Consider the following 17,320-nt stretch of genomic DNA (forward strand, 5'->3'; position numbering starts at 1 on the left):
TCTTGAAGGAGCCCTTTATGGATTGGCAAGCCCACGTTACCGTCGCCACGATTGTCGAGGATCAGGGGCGATTTCTGTTCGTCGAAGAGATCAAGGGCGGTCGCAAGGTGCTGAATCAGCCCGCAGGCCATCTTGACCCGAACGAAAGCCTGCAGCGCGCGGCTGTTCGCGAAACGCTGGAAGAGACCGGCTGGGATGTCGAACTGAGCAGCGTGGTGGGGATTTACCTCTATACAGCGCCCAGCAACGGCGTGACCTATCAGCGTATCTGCTTTGCCGCCAAGGCTTTGCGCCATCATCCCGACTACGCACTCGATGACGGCATCGTCGGCCCGATCTGGCTCACTCGCGACGAACTGCTTGCCGAGCAGGACCGCTGGCGCAGCGAACTGGTACTGCGCTGCGTGGACGACTATTTGAATGCCGAACGATTCAGTCTCGACCTGCTGCGCGACAAGGCGTGAGACTGGACGCCCTCAGCCTGATAGAATCGCGTCCTTTTCAAGGCCACCCATTGAATCCCTATGCGTGATCCAGCTCCCTCCAACTCAGAAATGAAGCGCGTGATCGTCGGCATGTCCGGCGGCGTGGACTCTTCCGTTTCCGCCGTACTGCTCATGGAGCAGGGTTATCAGGTGGAAGGCTTGTTCATGAAGAACTGGGAAGAAGACGACGGAACGGAATATTGCACCGCCCGCGAAGACCTGGCCGACGCCCAGGCTGTGTGCGACAAGATCGGCATCAAGCTGCACACCGCCAACTTCGCCGCCGAGTACTGGGACAATGTGTTCGAACACTTCCTGGAAGAATACAAGGCCGGGCGCACCCCCAACCCGGACATCCTCTGCAACCGGGAAATCAAGTTCAAGGCCTTCCTCGACTACGCCCTGATGCTGGGTGCCGACCTGATTGCCACCGGCCATTATGTGCGTCGCCGCGATATCGATGGCCGCACCGAACTGCTCAAGGGTCTGGACCCGAACAAGGACCAGAGCTATTTCCTGCATGCCGTGGGTGGCGAACAGATCGCCAGAACACTGTTCCCGGTCGGCGAACTGGAAAAGCCGGAAGTGCGCGCCATTGCTGAAAAGCATGGCCTGGCGACCGCCAAGAAAAAGGATTCCACCGGGATCTGCTTCATCGGCGAGCGTCGCTTCACGGATTTCCTGCGCCAGTACCTGCCCGCCCAGCCCGGCGAGATCAAGACCACCGACGGTGAAGTGATCGGTCGCCACAGCGGCCTGATGTACCACACCATCGGCCAGCGCCAGGGCCTGGGCATCGGCGGCCTGAAAGACGCCAGCGATGATCCGTGGTACGTGCTGGTCAAGGACCTGGAACATAACGAGCTGATCGTGGGCCAGGGCAATGATCATCCATGGCTGTTCTCCCGGGCGCTGGTCTCCTCGGAGATCTATTGGGTCAATCCCATCGACCTGAGCAGCCCGCGCAAGCTGACCGCCAAGGTCCGCTATCGCCAGGGCGACCAGCATTGCACGCTGGAAAAGACCGCTGATGGCTATCGCGCCACGTTCGACGAGCCGCAACGTGCGGTCACACCCGGCCAGTCCGTCGTGTTCTACGAGGGTGAAATCTGTCTGGGCGGTGGCGTAATCGAAGTCGCCGAACCCTGGACCAGCAAGGACAAGCGTTGATGACCCCGACTCAGGAACAACTGACCGCCCTGGGTGGCGTGTTCCAGGCCGCCGTACTGGTCGACCGGATCGCCAAGACCGGTCAGGTCAGCGAAGCGGCGATGAGCTGCATGATCGGTAGCCTGCTGGTGATCGACCCCAAGGACACGCTGGACGTGTACGGCGGCGACGATCTGAACCTGCATGAAGGCTATCGCGCAATGGTCAGCGCTCTGGAACGCGACCCCGCGACACTGCAACGCGAGCCGTTGCGCTACGCCTTGGCCATGCTGGGCCTGGAACGCCAACTGGCCAAGCGTGACGACATGCTGGAAGTGATCGGCAAGCGGATTCCGGTGATTCAGTCCCAGGCCGAGCACTTTGGCGTGGCCCACGAGAACGTGATCGCTGCTACCGGCGCCCTGTATCAGGACACGCTGAGCACATTGCGCCAGCGTATTCAGGTACATGGCGATATGCGCAACCTGCAGCAACCCAACAATGCATCGAAGATTCGCGCCCTGCTGCTGGCCGGGATTCGCTCGGCGCGGCTGTGGCGGCAGGTTGGCGGTCATCGCTGGCAGCTGGTCTTCAATCGACGCAAGCTATTGAAAGAACTTTACCCATTGCTGCACGGCTGACCGCCGCGCCGCAATGATCCCCACCACCACAGGCACGGTGCGATCTACGCTGGTCAGTCCGCCTCAGTCGGACTGATTTTTCATGTATGATACGCGCCCTTTTCGTTGCCCGACTGTCCGAGAGCACCCCATGCAGCTTTCTTCGCTCACCGCGGTTTCCCCTGTTGATGGCCGCTACGCCGGCAAAACCCAGGCCCTACGCCCTATTTTCAGCGAATACGGCCTGATCCGTTTTCGCGTGATGGTCGAAGTGCGCTGGCTTCAGCGTCTGGCGGCTCATCCGCAGGTCACTGAAGTGCCGGCATTCTCCGCGCAGGCCAACGCCATCCTCAACACGCTGGCCGAAGACTTCTCCGTGGAACACGCCGAGCGCGTGAAAGAGATCGAGCGCACCACCAACCACGACGTGAAAGCCGTGGAATACCTGCTCAAGGAACAGGCCGCAAAGCTGCCCGAACTGGAAAACGTCAGCGAGTTCATCCATTTCGCCTGCACCAGCGAGGACATCAACAACCTGTCCCACGCCCTGATGCTGCGCGAAGGCCGCGACACCGTCATGCTGCCGCTGATGCGCCAGATCGCCGATTCCATCCGTGAACTGGCCATCCGTTTCGCCGACGTGCCAATGCTGTCGCGCACCCACGGCCAGCCAGCCTCCCCCACTACGCTGGGCAAGGAACTGGCCAACGTCGTTTACCGACTGGAACGCCAGATCGCACAGATCGCGGCAGTGCCCCTGCTGGGCAAGATCAACGGTGCAGTGGGCAACTACAACGCTCACCTGTCGGCCTATGCCGATATCGATTGGGAAGCGAACGCGCGCGCGTTCATCGAAGACGAACTGGGTCTGGGCTTCAACCCCTACACCACTCAGATCGAGCCGCACGACTACATAGCCGAGCTGTTCGATGCCGTTGCACGCTTCAACACCATTCTGATCGACTTCGACCGCGACATCTGGGGCTACATCTCCCTGGGTTATTTCAAGCAGCGCACCATCGCGGGCGAGATCGGCTCTTCGACCATGCCGCACAAGGTCAACCCGATCGACTTCGAGAACTCCGAAGGCAACCTGGGCATCGCCAACGCATTGTTCCAGCATCTGGCTAGCAAATTGCCAATCTCCCGCTGGCAGCGCGACCTGACCGACTCCACCGTGCTGCGCAATCTGGGCGTAGGTTTTGCCCACAGCGTGATTGCCTACGAAGCCAGCCTCAAGGGCATTGGCAAGCTGGAACTGAACGAACAGCGCATCGCGGCTGATCTGGACGCCTGCTGGGAAGTCCTGGCCGAGCCGATCCAGACGGTCATGCGTCGCTATAACATCGAAAACCCGTACGAAAAGCTGAAAGAACTGACACGCGGCAAGGGCATCAGCCCAGAAGCGTTGCAAACTTTCATCGACGGCCTGGACATGCCTGCCGAAGCGAAGGCCGAGCTGAAAAAGCTCACCCCCGCCAATTACATCGGCAACGCGGCAGCTCAAGCCAAGCGCATCTGACACGCAAGACAATTTGCACACGCCCGGCTGTGCCGGGCGTTTTCATTTCAAGGGCTTACACATGAATCCTGATATTCCTCTTCAACTTCTGGGCGGCATCAGCGCGCGCGTCTTCATGCGTGATTACTGGCAGAAAAAGCCATTGCTGATCCGTCAGGCATTGCCGGACTTCCAGAGTCCGATCGATGCAGACGAGCTGGCTGGTCTGGCCCTGGAAGAAGAGGTCGAGTCGCGACTGGTCATCGAAAAAGGCGAGCGTCCCTGGGAGCTGCGTCGCGGCCCGTTCGCCGAAGACGAATTCAGCAAACTGCCTGAGCGCGAGTGGACGCTGCTGGTCCAGGCAGTGGATCAGTTCGTTCCGGAAGTCAGCGAACTGCTGGAGCACTTCCGGTTCCTGCCAAGCTGGCGTATCGACGATGTGATGATCAGCTACGCCGCACCCGGCGGCAGCGTCGGCCCGCATTTCGACAATTACGACGTGTTCCTGCTTCAGGGCCACGGCAAGCGGCACTGGCAGATCGGCCAGATGTGCGACTCCGACAGCCCTCTCCTGCAGCATGCAGACCTGCGCATTCTTGCCGACTTCGAAGCGACCGAAGAATGGACGCTGGAGCCGGGCGACATGCTTTACCTGCCGCCGCGTCTGGCCCACTGCGGCGTGGCCGTGGACGACTGCCTGACCTACTCGGTCGGCTTCCGCGCCCCTGGGGCAGCCGAAGTGCTGACCCATTTCACCGACTTCCTCAGCCAATTCATCACTGATGAAGAGCGCTATACCGACGCCGACGCACAGCCGGTTAGTGATCCTCACCAGATCCAGCATGACGCACTCGACCGCCTCAAGGCTTTGCTGGCCGAGCACATGGGCGACGAGCGCCTGCTGCTGACCTGGTTCGGCCAGTTCATGACCGAGCCACGCTACCCGGAACTGGTGACCGGCCCGGAACTGGCCGAAGAAGACCTGCTCGACAGCCTGGAACAGGGCGCAGTGCTCATTCGCAACCCGAGCGCACGCCTGGCCTGGTCGGAAGTGGACGATGATCTGCTACTGTTTGCCAGTGGCCAGAGCCGCCTGTTGCCGGGCAACCTGCGCGAACTGCTCAAACTGATCTGCGCTGCCGATGCGCTGCACAGCGAAAACCTTGGCCAATGGTTGGCCGATGACGAAGGACGCAATCTGCTTTGCGAACTCGTAAAACAAGGAAGCCTGGGATTTGCCGATGAATAAAGTCACCGTATCTGTTGCAGACTGGCAGAGAAAAAACGCCGATATCAGGCGCATCCGCGATGCGGTCTTCATCGCCGAGCAATCGGTTCCGCCGGAACTCGAGTGGGACTCGGAAGACATGGACGCCGTGCACTTCCTGGCATCAGAGGGCGATTACCCGATCGGCACTGCCCGCCTGCTGCAGGATGGTGAAATTGGTCGACTGTCTGTGCTCAAGGACTGGCGAGGGCTGAAAGTCGGCGAAGCGTTGCTGACCGCTGCGATCAATGAGGCCGAGAAGCGCGGCCTGAAGGAGCAGAAACTCAGCGCTCAGGTTCAGGCCATCGCGTTTTACGAGCGCTTTGGCTTCACCGTGGTCAGTGACGAGTTTCTCGAAGCAGGACTGCCACACGTGAACATGGTACGCCAGGCCTGAGCACCAAGGTATGTAGGCGTTAAAAAGCGCACTACAAAAACATGACGCCCCGATTTTCCTGTTCCAGCCGGACTATGCTGGAACACAAATGTCGGGGCGTTTTGCCATCCGGACATTCAGCTTGCCCTCCACAGGCCGACAACATGGCACACTCATGCTTTACGCAATCATTGCGGAGACTGGACATGTCAGGACGTACCCTGCTCGCCTCGCTGCTGATCCTATTCAGCACCTGCACACTCGCGGCGACGGAAGTCGTGCCGCTCAATTACCGGACCAGCGCCGATCTGCTGCCCGTTGCCAAGTCTTTTCTGGGCCAGGACGGCACGGTCAGCGCCTATGGAAACCAGCTTGTCGTCAACGCGGATTCGCGCAAGATCGAAGAACTTCGCACCTTGATTTCGCAGCTCGACACAGCGCCGAAGCGCTTGCTGATCAGCGTGGACACCAGTGAGAACGCCTCGCGCAGCGCCAATGGGTCCCGGGTCATCAACTATGGCACAGTCAGTCGCGAAGGCGGGGTGCAACAGATACAGGCCACCGAGGGTGCGCCAGCGCTCATTCAGGTCGGACAAAGCGTGCCCCTGACCACCTCGTCAACCGACTCCTATGGCTACGCGCAGAGCAATACCGAATACCGCAACGTGACTCAGGGGTTTTACGTCACCGCCAGCGTCACAGGCGAGACGGTGCACCTGAATATCAGCACCAACCGCGACCGGATGAGCCAGGAGCGGCCTGACGCCATCAAGGTACAAAGCACTGACAGCCAGGTCAGCGGTCGCCTCGGCGAATGGATCACGCTGGCCAGCAGCAGCGACCAGTCGATGGCCGATCAGAACGGCGTCGCTCAACGCTATTCGACCCAGGGTCGGGACGACATGGTACTGCGCGTGATGGTGCAAACCCTCGAATAGCGTGCGCATGCCTGAAGCCCAGCACCTGCGGGGCTTTTAATGACCAGCCGGTCGCTTTCAAACAGATATGTAGTGATTTTTAAAAAGCACTACAAATTGTTTGACGGGTCAAAAATCGCGAGGCATGATTGCCTCGCTCCCGCTGATCAGAGGTCCTGAACAGGCCTTCGAATCGCCGCTCTGACTCACCCACTAGAGCCGATTCGTGTCCGCACCGCCCACAAGGCAGTTTGACGAGGTTGCGACTGGAACGAAGTTGTCCCGAGGGACGGAAGCGTAAACGGTAACCCGGCAAGGCTTTTTGGTGACGCATAACGGCATCCACGAGCCAGACTGTCCACTTGACTGAGTCATGCCCGGCACCCTGCTCTCTCTCCTCGAGCCATCGTTCACCCATCGCCATCCGTTAACCGGCGGCCCGATCCAGGGTTTCCTGTCAGCGAGCAGCCATCTACCGTGCCTTCGATAAACAAGGCGTTTTGGCGGAGCAGGACTTTCCAACAAGACCTACTTCTAGAGGTTTATCTCCATGGCACTGACACGCGAACAACAAATAGCGGCTCTCGAGAAAGACTGGGCTGAAAATCCGCGCTGGAAACACGTGACCCGTACCTATTCCGCCGCCGATGTGGTCCGCTTGCGTGGCTCGGTTCAACCGGAACACACCCTCGCAAAAATGGGCGCTGACAAGCTCTGGAATCTGGTCACGCAAGGTGCCAGGCCATCCTTCCGGCCTGACAAGGACTTCGTCAACTGCATGGGCGCGCTGACCGGCGGTCAGGCGGTTCAACAGGTCAAGGCCGGCATTCAGGCGATCTACCTCTCCGGCTGGCAGGTTGCCGCCGACAACAACTCCGCCGAATCCATGTACCCGGACCAGTCGCTATACCCGGTTGACTCAGTCCCGACCGTGGTCAAGCGCATCAATAACTCGTTCCGCCGTGCCGACCAGATCCAGTGGAAAGCCGGCAAGAACCCGGGTGACGAAGGCTATATCGACTACTTCGCGCCCATCGTGGCAGACGCCGAAGCCGGTTTCGGCGGCGTACTGAACGCCTACGAGCTGATGAAAAGCATGATCGAGGCCGGTGCTGCCGGCGTGCACTTCGAAGATCAGTTGGCCTCGGTGAAAAAATGCGGCCACATGGGCGGCAAGGTATTGGTGCCCACCCAGGAAGCCATTCAGAAGCTGGTGGCTGCCCGCCTGGCTGCCGACGTCGCTGGCGTGCCGACCATCATTCTGGCTCGTACGGATGCCAACGCGGCAGACCTGCTGACCTCGGACTGCGACCCTTACGACGAGCAGTTCGTGACCGGCCAGCGCACGCCGGAAGGTTTCTACAAGGTACGTGCCGGCCTGGATCAGGCGATCTCACGCGGCCTGGCCTACGCGCCATACGCCGATCTGATCTGGTGCGAGACTGCCAAACCGGATCTGGACGAAGCACGTCGCTTCGCCGAGGCGATCAAGAAGGAATACCCGGACCAGTTGCTGTCCTATAACTGCTCGCCTTCCTTCAACTGGAAGAAGAACCTGGACGACTCGACCATCGCGAAATTCCAGCGCGAGCTGTCGGCGATGGGCTACAAGCACCAGTTCATCACGCTGGCGGGCATCCACAATATGTGGCACAGCATGTTCAACCTGGCGCATGACTACGCCCGCAACGACATGACCGCCTACGTAAAACTGCAGGAGCAGGAGTTCGCTGACGCCGCCAAGGGCTACACCTTCGTGGCCCACCAGCAGGAAGTGGGCACCGGCTACTTCGACGACATGACCACCGTGATCCAGGGCGGCGTGTCATCGGTCACCGCCCTGACCGGCTCGACAGAAGAAGAACAGTTCCACTGATCCACCCGGCAACGCGCTCGATGAAAAAACCGCCCCAAGGGGCGGTTTTTTTATTCCAGAGCATCGATGCGCGGTATTGATCCGGGACAATGTAAGCCGCTGCACGTAATGCGATAAATCTGCAGGCGTTTAATCAACTCATGGCGTAACTATGGCAAGCAGAACTTACAGCACCCCTCAAATGATATCAATTATCATTCAAATTGCGTTTCATTCATTTTCGACCGGTTGATACATAATGGATGAAAAGCCCTGTAACGCCCGCCTGGCAGGCCCTGCAGCCTCTCAAAGGGCTTATAGCCGATTGATTCGTTGAATAAATTTGATGTAGAAAATTTACTTGCCAACTGTTTGCACATAAAATCATCGCGTTGACTGCTCTGCGACATTTCGTCACTGCCTCGACTCTTTATCAAGCACAGAGACCTTTGCTCTCTAACAAGGACTGCCAGCATGCCCGAATCGACAGGATTGATTGCCCACAACTGGGGCTTCGCCATTTTCCTTTTGGGTGTTGTCGGCCTTTGCGCCTTCATGCTCGGTCTCTCCAGCCTGCTCGGAAGCAAGGCGTGGGGCCGCAGCAAGAACGAACCTTTCGAATCCGGCATGTTGCCTACCGGCAGCGCGCGTCTGCGTCTCTCCGCAAAATTCTATCTGGTCGCGATGCTTTTCGTGATCTTTGACATTGAAGCCCTTTTTCTCTTTGCCTGGTCTGTGTCCGTCCGCGAAAGCGGCTGGACCGGATTCGTCGAAGCTCTCGTTTTCATAGCAATTCTGTTGGCAGGTCTTGTCTACCTATGGCGGGTTGGAGCACTTGATTGGGCTCCTGAAGGTCGCCGTAACCGGCAAGCGAAGCTGAAACAATGAGGCTTTGGCGATGCAATACAACCTTACAAGGATCGACCCGGACGCTCCTAACGAGCAGTACCCCATCGGCAAACGGGAAACCGTTTCCGATCCGTTAGAAGATCAAGTCCACAAAAACATTTTCATGGGCAAGCTTGAAGACGTGCTGAACGGTGCGGTCAACTGGGGGCGCAAGAACTCTCTTTGGCCCTACAACTTCGGCCTGTCGTGCTGCTACGTGGAAATGACCACCGCCTTCACGGCTCCTCACGACATCGCGCGCTTTGGCGCCGAGGTTATCCGGGCTTCGCCACGTCAGGCGGATTTCATGGTAATCGCCGGTACGCCTTTCCTGAAGATGGCTCCTATCATTCAGCGTCTGTACGAACAGATGCTTGAACCGAAATGGGTCATTTCCATGGGCGCCTGTGCCAACTCCGGTGGCATGTACGACATCTATTCCGTGGTTCAAGGTGTGGACAAGTTCCTCCCCGTGGATGTCTACGTGCCCGGCTGCCCGCCCCGCCCCGAGGCATTCCTGCAAGGCCTGATGCTGCTGCAGGAATCCATCGGCCAGGAGCGTCGCCCACTTTCCTGGGTCGTCGGTGATCAAGGCGTCTATCGCGCCGACATGCCGTCGCAAAAGGAACAGCGCCGCGAACAGCGTATTCAGGTCACCAACCTGCGCAGCCCCGACGAAGTCTGATCCAGCCCGTTCTTCTTATAAAAAAGACAGGAACCGGGGTTGATTCTGTACGTTGACCGAAGTGATTGAGACCTATGACTGCAGACAACGCTCTGTACATCCCGCCTTACAAGGCTGACGACCAAGACGTCGTCGTTGAACTGAATAACCGTTTTGGCGCCGAGGCCTTCACGGCCCAGACGACCCGCACCGGCATGCCTGTGCTGTGGGTCGAGCGCGCCCGACTGGTGGAAATCCTGACGTTCCTGCGTCAGGTGTCCAAGCCCTATTCCATGCTCTACGACCTGCATGGCGTGGACGAGCGCCTGCGCACTCACCGCCGCGGACTGCCGGGCGCCGACTTCACTGTGTTCTATCACCTGATGTCGATAGAACGTAACAGCGACGTCATGCTCAAGGTAGCGCTGTCGGAAGGCGACCTGAGCGTGCCGACCGTCACCGGTATCTGGCCAAACGCCAACTGGTACGAGCGTGAAGTGTGGGACATGTTCGGGATCGATTTCCCGGGCCACCCGCACCTGACCCGCATCATGATGCCGCCGACCTGGGAAGGTCACCCGCTGCGCAAGGATTTCCCCGCGCGCGCGACCGAATTCGATCCCTACAGCCTGACGCTCGCCAAACAGCAACTGGAAGAAGAAGCCGCGCGCTTCAATCCGGAAGCCTGGGGCATGAAGCGTTCCGGCAAGAACGAGGACTATATGTTCCTCAACCTGGGCCCGAACCACCCTTCGGCCCACGGTGCGTTCCGTATCATCCTGCAGCTGGACGGCGAAGAAATCGTCGACTGCGTCCCGGACATCGGCTATCACCACCGTGGTGCCGAGAAAATGGGCGAACGCCAGTCCTGGCACAGCTACATCCCTTACACCGACCGCATCGATTATCTGGGCGGGGTGATGAACAACCTGCCGTACGTGCTTTCGGTCGAGAAACTGGCCGGGATCACCGTGCCAGATCGCGTCAACGTGATTCGTATCATGATGGCCGAATTCTTCCGTATCACCAGCCACTTGCTGTTCCTGGGTACCTATATCCAGGACGTGGGCGCGATGACCCCGGTGTTCTTCACCTTCACCGACCGTCAGAAGGCGTACACGGTGATCGAAGCCATTACCGGTTTCCGTCTGCACCCGGCCTGGTATCGCATCGGCGGTGTTGCACACGACCTGCCACGCGGCTGGGAAAAACTGGTCAAGGACTTCGTGGACTGGCTGCCAAAGCGCCTCGACGAATACACCAAGGCGGCATTGCAGAACAGCATCCTCAAGGGCCGTACCGTTGGCGTCGCTGCCTACAACACCAAAGAAGCGCTGGACTGGGGCGTTACCGGCCCAAGCCTGCGTGCCACCGGCCTGGACTTCGACCTGCGCAAGGCCCGTCCTTATTCGGGCTACGAGAACTTCGAGTTCGAAGTCCCGCTGGCTGTCCATGGTGATGCCTACGACCGTTGCATGGTGCGCGTGGAAGAAATGCGCCAGAGCATCAAGATCATCGACCAGTGCATGCGCAACATGCCGGCCGGCCCGTACAAGGCTGATCATCCGCTGACCACGCCGCCGCCCAAAGAGCGCACCCTGCAGCACATCGAAACCCTGATCACGCACTTCCTGCAGGTTTCGTGGGGCCCGGTGATGCCGGCCAACGAATCCTTCCAGATGATCGAAGCGACCAAGGGTATCAACAGTTATTACCTGACGAGCGACGGCGGCACCATGAGCTACCGTACCCGGATCCGCACCCCAAGCTTCCCGCACCTGCAGCAGATCCCTTCGGTGATCAAAGGCAGCATGGTCGCGGACTTGATCGCGTACCTGGGTAGTATCGATTTCGTTATGGCCGACGTGGACCGCTAAGCATGAACAGCCCGCTTATCCAGACAGACCGTTTCGCGCTGAGCGAAACAGAGCGCTCGGCCATCGAGCACGAAATGCATCACTACGAGGACCCGCGCGCGGCGTCCATCGAAGCCCTGAAGATCGTTCAGAAGGAACGTGGCTGGGTGCCGGACGGTGCGATCTACGCCATTGGCGATCTGCTGGGCATTCCTGCCAGCGACGTCGAAGGCGTGGCCACTTTCTACAGCCAGATTTTCCGTCAGCCGGTCGGACGCCACATCATTCGTGTCTGCAACAGCATGGTGTGCTTCATCGGCGGCCACGAGTCAGTGGTCGACGAGATCAAGACTTCGCTCGGCATCGGTCTGGGTCAAACCACCGAAGACGGCCGCTTCACCCTGCTGCCCGTCTGCTGCCTGGGCAACTGCGACAAGGCCCCGGCCGTGATGGTCGATGACGATACTTTCGGCGACGTACAGCCTGCTGGCGTTGCCAAGATGCTGGAGGGTTACCTATGACCATCACGTCCTTCGGCCCTGCGAACCGCATTGCGCGAACCGCAGAAACTCACCCGTTGACCTGGCGTCTGCGCGACGACGGCGAGCCCGTGTGGCTTGACGAGTACCAGACCAAAGACGGCTACGCAGCGGCGCGCAAGGCGCTGCTGCAGCAGTCAGCCGACGAAATCGTCCAGTCCGTCAAGGACTCCGGCCTCAAGGGTCGCGGCGGCGCAGGCTTCCCCACTGGCGTGAAGTGGGGCCTGATGCCCAAAGACGAATCCATGAACATCCGCTACCTGCTGTGCAACGCGGACGAAATGGAACCCAACACCTGGAAGGACCGCATGCTGATGGAGCAACTGCCCCATCTGCTGGTGGAAGGCATGCTGATCAGCGCCAAGGCCTTGAAAGCCTATCGCGGTTACATCTTCCTGCGCGGCGAATACGTTACTGCGGCCAAGCACCTGAACCGCGCCGTGGCCGAAGCCAAGGCAGCGGGTCTGCTGGGCAAGAACATTCTGGGCACGGGCTTTGATTTCGAGCTCTTCGTGCACACCGGTGCCGGTCGCTACATCTGTGGTGAAGAAACAGCACTGATCAACTCCCTGGAAGGTCGTCGCGCCAACCCGCGTTCCAAGCCGCCCTTCCCCGCTGCCGTGGGTGTCTGGGGCAAGCCGACCTGCGTGAACAACGTTGAAACCCTGTGCAACGTGCCGGCCATCGTCAACAACGGCAACGACTGGTACAAATCGCTCGCCCGCGAAGGCAGCGAAGACCACGGCACCAAGCTGATGGGCTTCTCCGGCAAGGTCAAGAATCCTGGCCTGTGGGAGCTGCCATTCGGCGTACAGGCCCGCGAGCTGTTCGAAGACTACGCCGGTGGCATGCGCGACGGCTTCAAGCTCAAGTGCTGGCAACCAGGCGGCGCCGGTACCGGTTTCCTGCTGCCTGAACACCTTGACGCCCAGATGTACGCCGGTGGCATTGCCAAGGTCGGTACGCGGATGGGTACCGGTCTGGCGATGGCAGTCGATGACTCGGTGAACATGGTTTCGCTGCTGCGCAACATGGAAGAGTTTTTCGCTCAGGAATCCTGCGGGTTCTGTACGCCATGCCGCGACGGTTTGCCATGGAGCGTGAAGATGCTGCGTGCGATCGAGAACGGTCAGGGCCAGCCGGGCGATATCGAAACCCTGCTGGGTCTGGTCAATTTCCTCGGCCCTGGCAAGACCTTCTGTGCACACGCACCAGGAGCCGTCGAGCCGCTGGGCAGTGCGATCAAATACTTCCGTTCCGAGTTCGAAGCCGGTATCGCACCCGCACGACCTGACACGCTGACACCCGGCAAAAGTCCGACCATGGTCGGCGCATAACAAGACACACCGGACGGCGGACTTTTCAAGGCCGCCGTCCTCGTACCTGCTGACGCCCTGACGGGCTGAACGCTGCAGGTACTACCGAGATTCCATTAGCCACGCCTGCTGACAACGGGCCAACGAAGATCTTTGAACCATGGCTACTATCCACGTAGACGGCAAAGCCCTCGAAGTCGATGGCGCAGACAACCTGTTACAGGCTTGCCTGTCGCTGGGCCTCGATATTCCCTATTTCTGCTGGCACCCTGCCCTGGGCAGCGTTGGCGCCTGTCGCCAATGTGCGGTCAAGCAGTACACCGACGAGAACGACACGCGTGGTCGTATCGTGATGTCCTGCATGACGCCAGCCACCGACAACACCTGGATTTCCATCGAAGACGATGAATCCAAGGCGTTCCGCGCCAGTGTCGTCGAATGGCTGATGACCAACCACCCGCACGACTGCCCGGTCTGCGAAGAAGGCGGTCACTGCCACCTGCAAGACATGACGGTGATGACCGGCCACAACGAGCGCCGCTATCGCTTCACCAAACGCACCCACCAGAATCAGGAGCTGGGGCCGTTCATCGCGCACGAGATGAACCGCTGCATCGCCTGCTATCGCTGCGTCCGTTTCTACAAGGACTACGCGGGCGGCACGGATCTGGGGGTTTACGGCGCGCATGACAACGTCTACTTCGGTCGCGTTGAAGACGGCACGCTGGAAAGTGAATTCTCCGGCAACCTCACCGAGGTCTGCCCGACCGGTGTTTTCACCGACAAGACCCACTCCGAGCGCTACAACCGCAAGTGGGACATGCAGTTCTCGCCAAGCATCTGCCATGGCTGCTCCAGCGGTTGCAACATCAGCCCGGGCGAGCGTTATGGCGAACTGCGCCGCATCGAGAACCGCTACAACGGTTCCGTGAACCAGTATTTCCTGTGCGACCGTGGCCGCTTCGGCTATGGCTACGTCAACCGCAAGGATCGTCCTCGCCAGCCACTGCTCGCCAACGGTCAGGTCAAACTGAGCCTGGACGAAGCACTGGACAAGGCGGCCGATCTGCTGCGCGGGCGCAACATCGTGGGCATCGGCTCGCCACGCGCCAGCCTGGAAAGCAACCATGCCCTGCGCGAACTGGTGGGTGCCGAGCACTACTACAGCGGCATCGAGGCCGGTGAGCTGGAGCGTATCCGTCTGATCCTCAAGGTTCTGAACGACAGCCCGCTGCCGGTTCCTACCCTGCGTGACATCGAAGATCACGACGCCATCTTCGTCCTGGGCGAAGACCTGACTCAGACTGCTGCCCGTATGGCACTGGGTCTGCGTCAGGCCGTCAAGGGCAAGGCCGAAGACATGGCTGCGGCCATGAAAGTCCAGCCATGGCTCGACGCTGCCGTGAAGAACATTGGTCAGCACGAGCTGAACCCGCTGTTTATCGCCAGCCTGGCTGAAACCCGTCTGGACGATGTGGCCGAAGAGTGTGTGCATGCTGCGCCGGATGATATGGCCCGTATCGGTTTCGCTGTTGCCCACGCACTGGATGCCAGCGCGCCGGCCGTCGAAGGCCTGGACAGCGAAGCACTGGAACTGGCACAACGCATTGCCGACGCGCTGCTCGCTGCCAAGCGTCCACTGATCATTTCCGGCAGCTCGCTGGGTTCGACCGCACTGATCGAAGCCGCCGCGAACATCGCCAAGGCCTTGAAGCTGCGTGACAAGCAAGGCTCCATCAGTCTGATCGTGCCGGAAGCCAACAGCATGGGTCTGGCCATGTTCGGTGGTGAGTCCGTTGATGCTGCGCTGCAAGCTGTCATTTCCGGCAAGGCCGACGCGATCGTGGTGCTGGAAAACGACCTGTATCGCCGCGTCGATGCCTCGTTGGTTGACGCTGCACTGAGCGCCGCGAAAGTGGTGATCGTTGCCGATCATCAGAAAACGCCGACTTCCGATCGTGCCCATCTGGTTCTGCCCGCTGCCAGCTTCGCCGAAGGCGACGGTACGCTGGTCAGCCAGGAAGGACGTGCCCAGCGCTTCTTCCAGGTGTTCGATCCGACCTACCTGGATGCCAGCATCATGATCCATGAAGGCTGGCGCTGGCTGCATGCCCTGCGTGCGACCCTGCTCAACAAGCCGGTGGACTGGACACAACTCGACCATGTCACCGAAGCCTGCGCCAGCAGCTCCGCGCAACTGGCCGGTATCGTCAACGCTGCGCCATCGGCTTCGTTCCGCATCAAGGGCCTGAAACTGGCTCGCGAGCCTTTGCGTTACAGCGGTCGTACCTCCATGCGCGCCAACATCAGCGTTCATGAACCGCGTACCTCGCAAGACAAGGACACCGCGTTTGCCTTCTCCATGGAAGGTTATTCGGGTTCTGCCGAGCCGCGCCAGCAAGTGCCGTTCGCCTGGTCTCCGGGCTGGAACTCGCCACAGGCCTGGAACAAGTTCCAGGACGAAGTCGGTGGTCATCTGCGTGCTGGCGACCCGGGCACTCGCCTGATCGAAAGCAAGGGCGATGGTCTGTCCTGGTTCGCCAGCGTTCCTCGTGCTTTTGCACCAGAGCGTGGCACCTGGCAGGTTGTGCCGTTCTTCCACCTGTTCGGCAGCGACGAAACCTCGTCTCTGGCGGCACCGGTTCAAGAGCGCATTCCACAGGCCTACGTGGCACTGGCCAAGTCGGAAGCGGATCGTCTGGGCGTCAACGAAGGTGCGCTGATCTCGCTCAATGTCGCGGGTCAGACTCTGAAGTTGCCGCTGCGCATCAACGAAGAACTCGGCGCCGGTCTGGTTGCACTGCCGGCAGGTCTGCCGGGCATTCCTCCGGCAGTGTTCGGCAAATCCGTTGACGGTCTGCAGGAGGCAGCGCAATGACCTGGTTCACCCCTGAAGTGATTGACGCAATCATCGCGGTCGTCAAGGCCATCGTGGTGTTGCTGGCCGTCGTTGTCTGCGGTGCGTTGCTCAGTTTCGTGGAACGTCGCCTGCTGGGCTGGTGGCAGGACCGTTACGGTCCGAACCGCGTCGGCCCGTTCGGCATGTTCCAGATCGCTGCCGACATGCTGAAAATGTTCTTCAAGGAAGACTGGACGCCACCGTTTGCCGACAAGGTGATCTTCACCCTGGCACCGGTCGTGGCCATGAGCGCCCTGCTGATCGCGTTCGCCGTGATCCCGATCACCCCCACCTGGGGCGTGGCGGATCTGAACATCGGCCTGCTGTTCTTCTTCGCAATGGCCGGTCTCTCGGTCTATGCGGTGCTGTTCGCAGGCTGGTCGAGCAACAACAAGTTCGCCCTGCTGGGCAGCTTGCGTGCCTCGGCGCAGACCGTGTCGTACGAAGTGTTCATGGGCCTGGCGCTGATGGGCATCGTGGTACAGGTCGGCTCGTTCAATATGCGCGACATCGTCGAATATCAGGCGCAAAACCTGTGGTTCATCATTCCGCAGTTCTTCGGCTTCTGTACGTTTTTCATCGCAGGCGTGGCAGTGACTCACCGTCACCCATTCGACCAGCCGGAAGCCGAGCAGGAACTGGCCGACGGTTACCACATCGAATATGCCGGCATGAAATGGGGCATGTTCTTCGTTGGCGAATACATCGGCATCATTCTGATCTCGGCGTTGCTGGTGACCCTGTTCTTCGGCGGCTGGCACGGCCCGTTCGATATCCTGCCATCGCTGGCCTTCTTCTGGTTCGCCTTGAAAACCGCGTTCTTCATCATGCTGTTCATTCTGTTGCGCGCTTCCATTCCGCGCCCACGTTATGACCAGGTCATGGACTTCAGCTGGAAATTCTGTCTGCCGCTGACCCTGATCAATTTGCTGGTGACTGCTGCGATTGTGTTGTTGAACACACCGGCAGGCTCGGTTCAGTGAGGATT

General features: G+C 59.7%; 15 protein-coding genes. All 15 read left to right on the forward strand.

All coding sequences use genetic code 11. The features are described from left to right. Positions 1 to 17 precede the first annotated feature (17 nt). The 15 genes from QRN20_RS21000 (at position 18) to nuoH (ending at position 17,315) form a co-directional block, all read left to right on the forward strand. Entirely contained in the window at positions 18 to 464 is a 447-nt protein-coding gene (locus tag QRN20_RS21000) for an NUDIX hydrolase (RefSeq protein WP_004884674.1), read from the forward strand. Positions 465 to 524: 60 nt separating this feature from the next. Beyond that, positions 525 to 1,655, forward strand: coding sequence for a tRNA 2-thiouridine(34) synthase MnmA (gene mnmA, locus QRN20_RS21005; RefSeq protein ID WP_096767790.1), 1,131 nt, complete (start codon positions 525 to 527; stop codon positions 1,653 to 1,655). Beyond that, positions 1,655 to 2,275: a high frequency lysogenization protein HflD gene (gene hflD, locus QRN20_RS21010; protein ID WP_029241633.1), complete on the forward strand. Its 621-nt coding sequence runs from the start codon at positions 1,655 to 1,657 to the stop codon at positions 2,273 to 2,275. Before mnmA ends, hflD begins: the two co-directional genes overlap by 1 nt. 130 nt (positions 2,276 to 2,405) lie before the next feature. Further along, positions 2,406 to 3,776, forward strand: coding sequence for an adenylosuccinate lyase (gene purB / locus QRN20_RS21015; RefSeq protein WP_025993065.1), 1,371 nt, complete (start codon positions 2,406 to 2,408; stop codon positions 3,774 to 3,776). Positions 3,777 to 3,837: 61 nt separating this feature from the next. Next, positions 3,838 to 5,004, forward strand: a complete 1,167-nt coding sequence (locus QRN20_RS21020) for a ribosomal protein uL16 3-hydroxylase (RefSeq protein ID WP_004884664.1) — start codon at positions 3,838 to 3,840, stop codon at positions 5,002 to 5,004. Then, complete coding sequence (locus QRN20_RS21025; RefSeq protein ID WP_004884663.1) at positions 4,997 to 5,419, forward strand: GNAT family N-acetyltransferase; 423 nt, start codon at positions 4,997 to 4,999, stop codon at positions 5,417 to 5,419. Before QRN20_RS21020 ends, QRN20_RS21025 begins: the two co-directional genes overlap by 8 nt. A gap of 185 nt (positions 5,420 to 5,604) precedes the next feature. After that, positions 5,605 to 6,336: a secretin N-terminal domain-containing protein gene (locus QRN20_RS21030; RefSeq protein ID WP_025993063.1), complete on the forward strand. Its 732-nt coding sequence runs from the start codon at positions 5,605 to 5,607 to the stop codon at positions 6,334 to 6,336. A gap of 529 nt (positions 6,337 to 6,865) precedes the next feature. Beyond that, entirely contained in the window at positions 6,866 to 8,191 is a 1,326-nt protein-coding gene (aceA, locus tag QRN20_RS21035) for an isocitrate lyase (protein ID WP_058430517.1), read from the forward strand. Between the two features lie 453 nt (positions 8,192 to 8,644). Continuing rightward, the gene (locus QRN20_RS21040) at positions 8,645 to 9,058 is read left to right on the forward strand and encodes an NADH-quinone oxidoreductase subunit A (protein ID WP_002554011.1); all 414 of its coding nucleotides are present in this window, start codon (positions 8,645 to 8,647) and stop codon (positions 9,056 to 9,058) included. A gap of 10 nt (positions 9,059 to 9,068) precedes the next feature. Further along, positions 9,069 to 9,743, forward strand: a complete 675-nt coding sequence (locus tag QRN20_RS21045) for a NuoB/complex I 20 kDa subunit family protein (RefSeq protein ID WP_004884656.1) — start codon at positions 9,069 to 9,071, stop codon at positions 9,741 to 9,743. A gap of 74 nt (positions 9,744 to 9,817) precedes the next feature. Beyond that, positions 9,818 to 11,599, forward strand: a complete 1,782-nt coding sequence (gene nuoC / locus QRN20_RS21050; protein ID WP_004884655.1) for an NADH-quinone oxidoreductase subunit C/D — start codon at positions 9,818 to 9,820, stop codon at positions 11,597 to 11,599. Positions 11,600 to 11,601: 2 nt separating this feature from the next. After that, positions 11,602 to 12,099 (forward strand): NADH-quinone oxidoreductase subunit NuoE, encoded by a 498-nt coding sequence (nuoE, locus tag QRN20_RS21055; RefSeq protein WP_004884646.1) that lies wholly within the window; start codon positions 11,602 to 11,604, stop codon positions 12,097 to 12,099. Next, positions 12,096 to 13,454, forward strand: a complete 1,359-nt coding sequence (gene nuoF, locus QRN20_RS21060; protein ID WP_004884644.1) for an NADH-quinone oxidoreductase subunit NuoF — start codon at positions 12,096 to 12,098, stop codon at positions 13,452 to 13,454. Before nuoE ends, nuoF begins: the two co-directional genes overlap by 4 nt. A gap of 139 nt (positions 13,455 to 13,593) precedes the next feature. Continuing rightward, on the forward strand, positions 13,594 to 16,311 hold the full coding sequence (nuoG, locus tag QRN20_RS21065; protein WP_122605945.1) for an NADH-quinone oxidoreductase subunit NuoG: 2,718 nt from the start codon (positions 13,594 to 13,596) through the stop codon (positions 16,309 to 16,311). After that, positions 16,308 to 17,315, forward strand: coding sequence for an NADH-quinone oxidoreductase subunit NuoH (nuoH, locus tag QRN20_RS21070; RefSeq protein ID WP_004884642.1), 1,008 nt, complete (start codon positions 16,308 to 16,310; stop codon positions 17,313 to 17,315). The genes nuoG and nuoH overlap by 4 nt, the downstream gene beginning before the upstream one ends. Positions 17,316 to 17,320: the final 5 nt, after the last annotated feature.

The sequence above is a fragment of the Pseudomonas sp. fls2-241-TYG-175 genome, assembly GCF_030209155.1.
Classification (GTDB): Bacteria; Pseudomonadota; Gammaproteobacteria; order Pseudomonadales; family Pseudomonadaceae; genus Aquipseudomonas; species Aquipseudomonas viridiflava.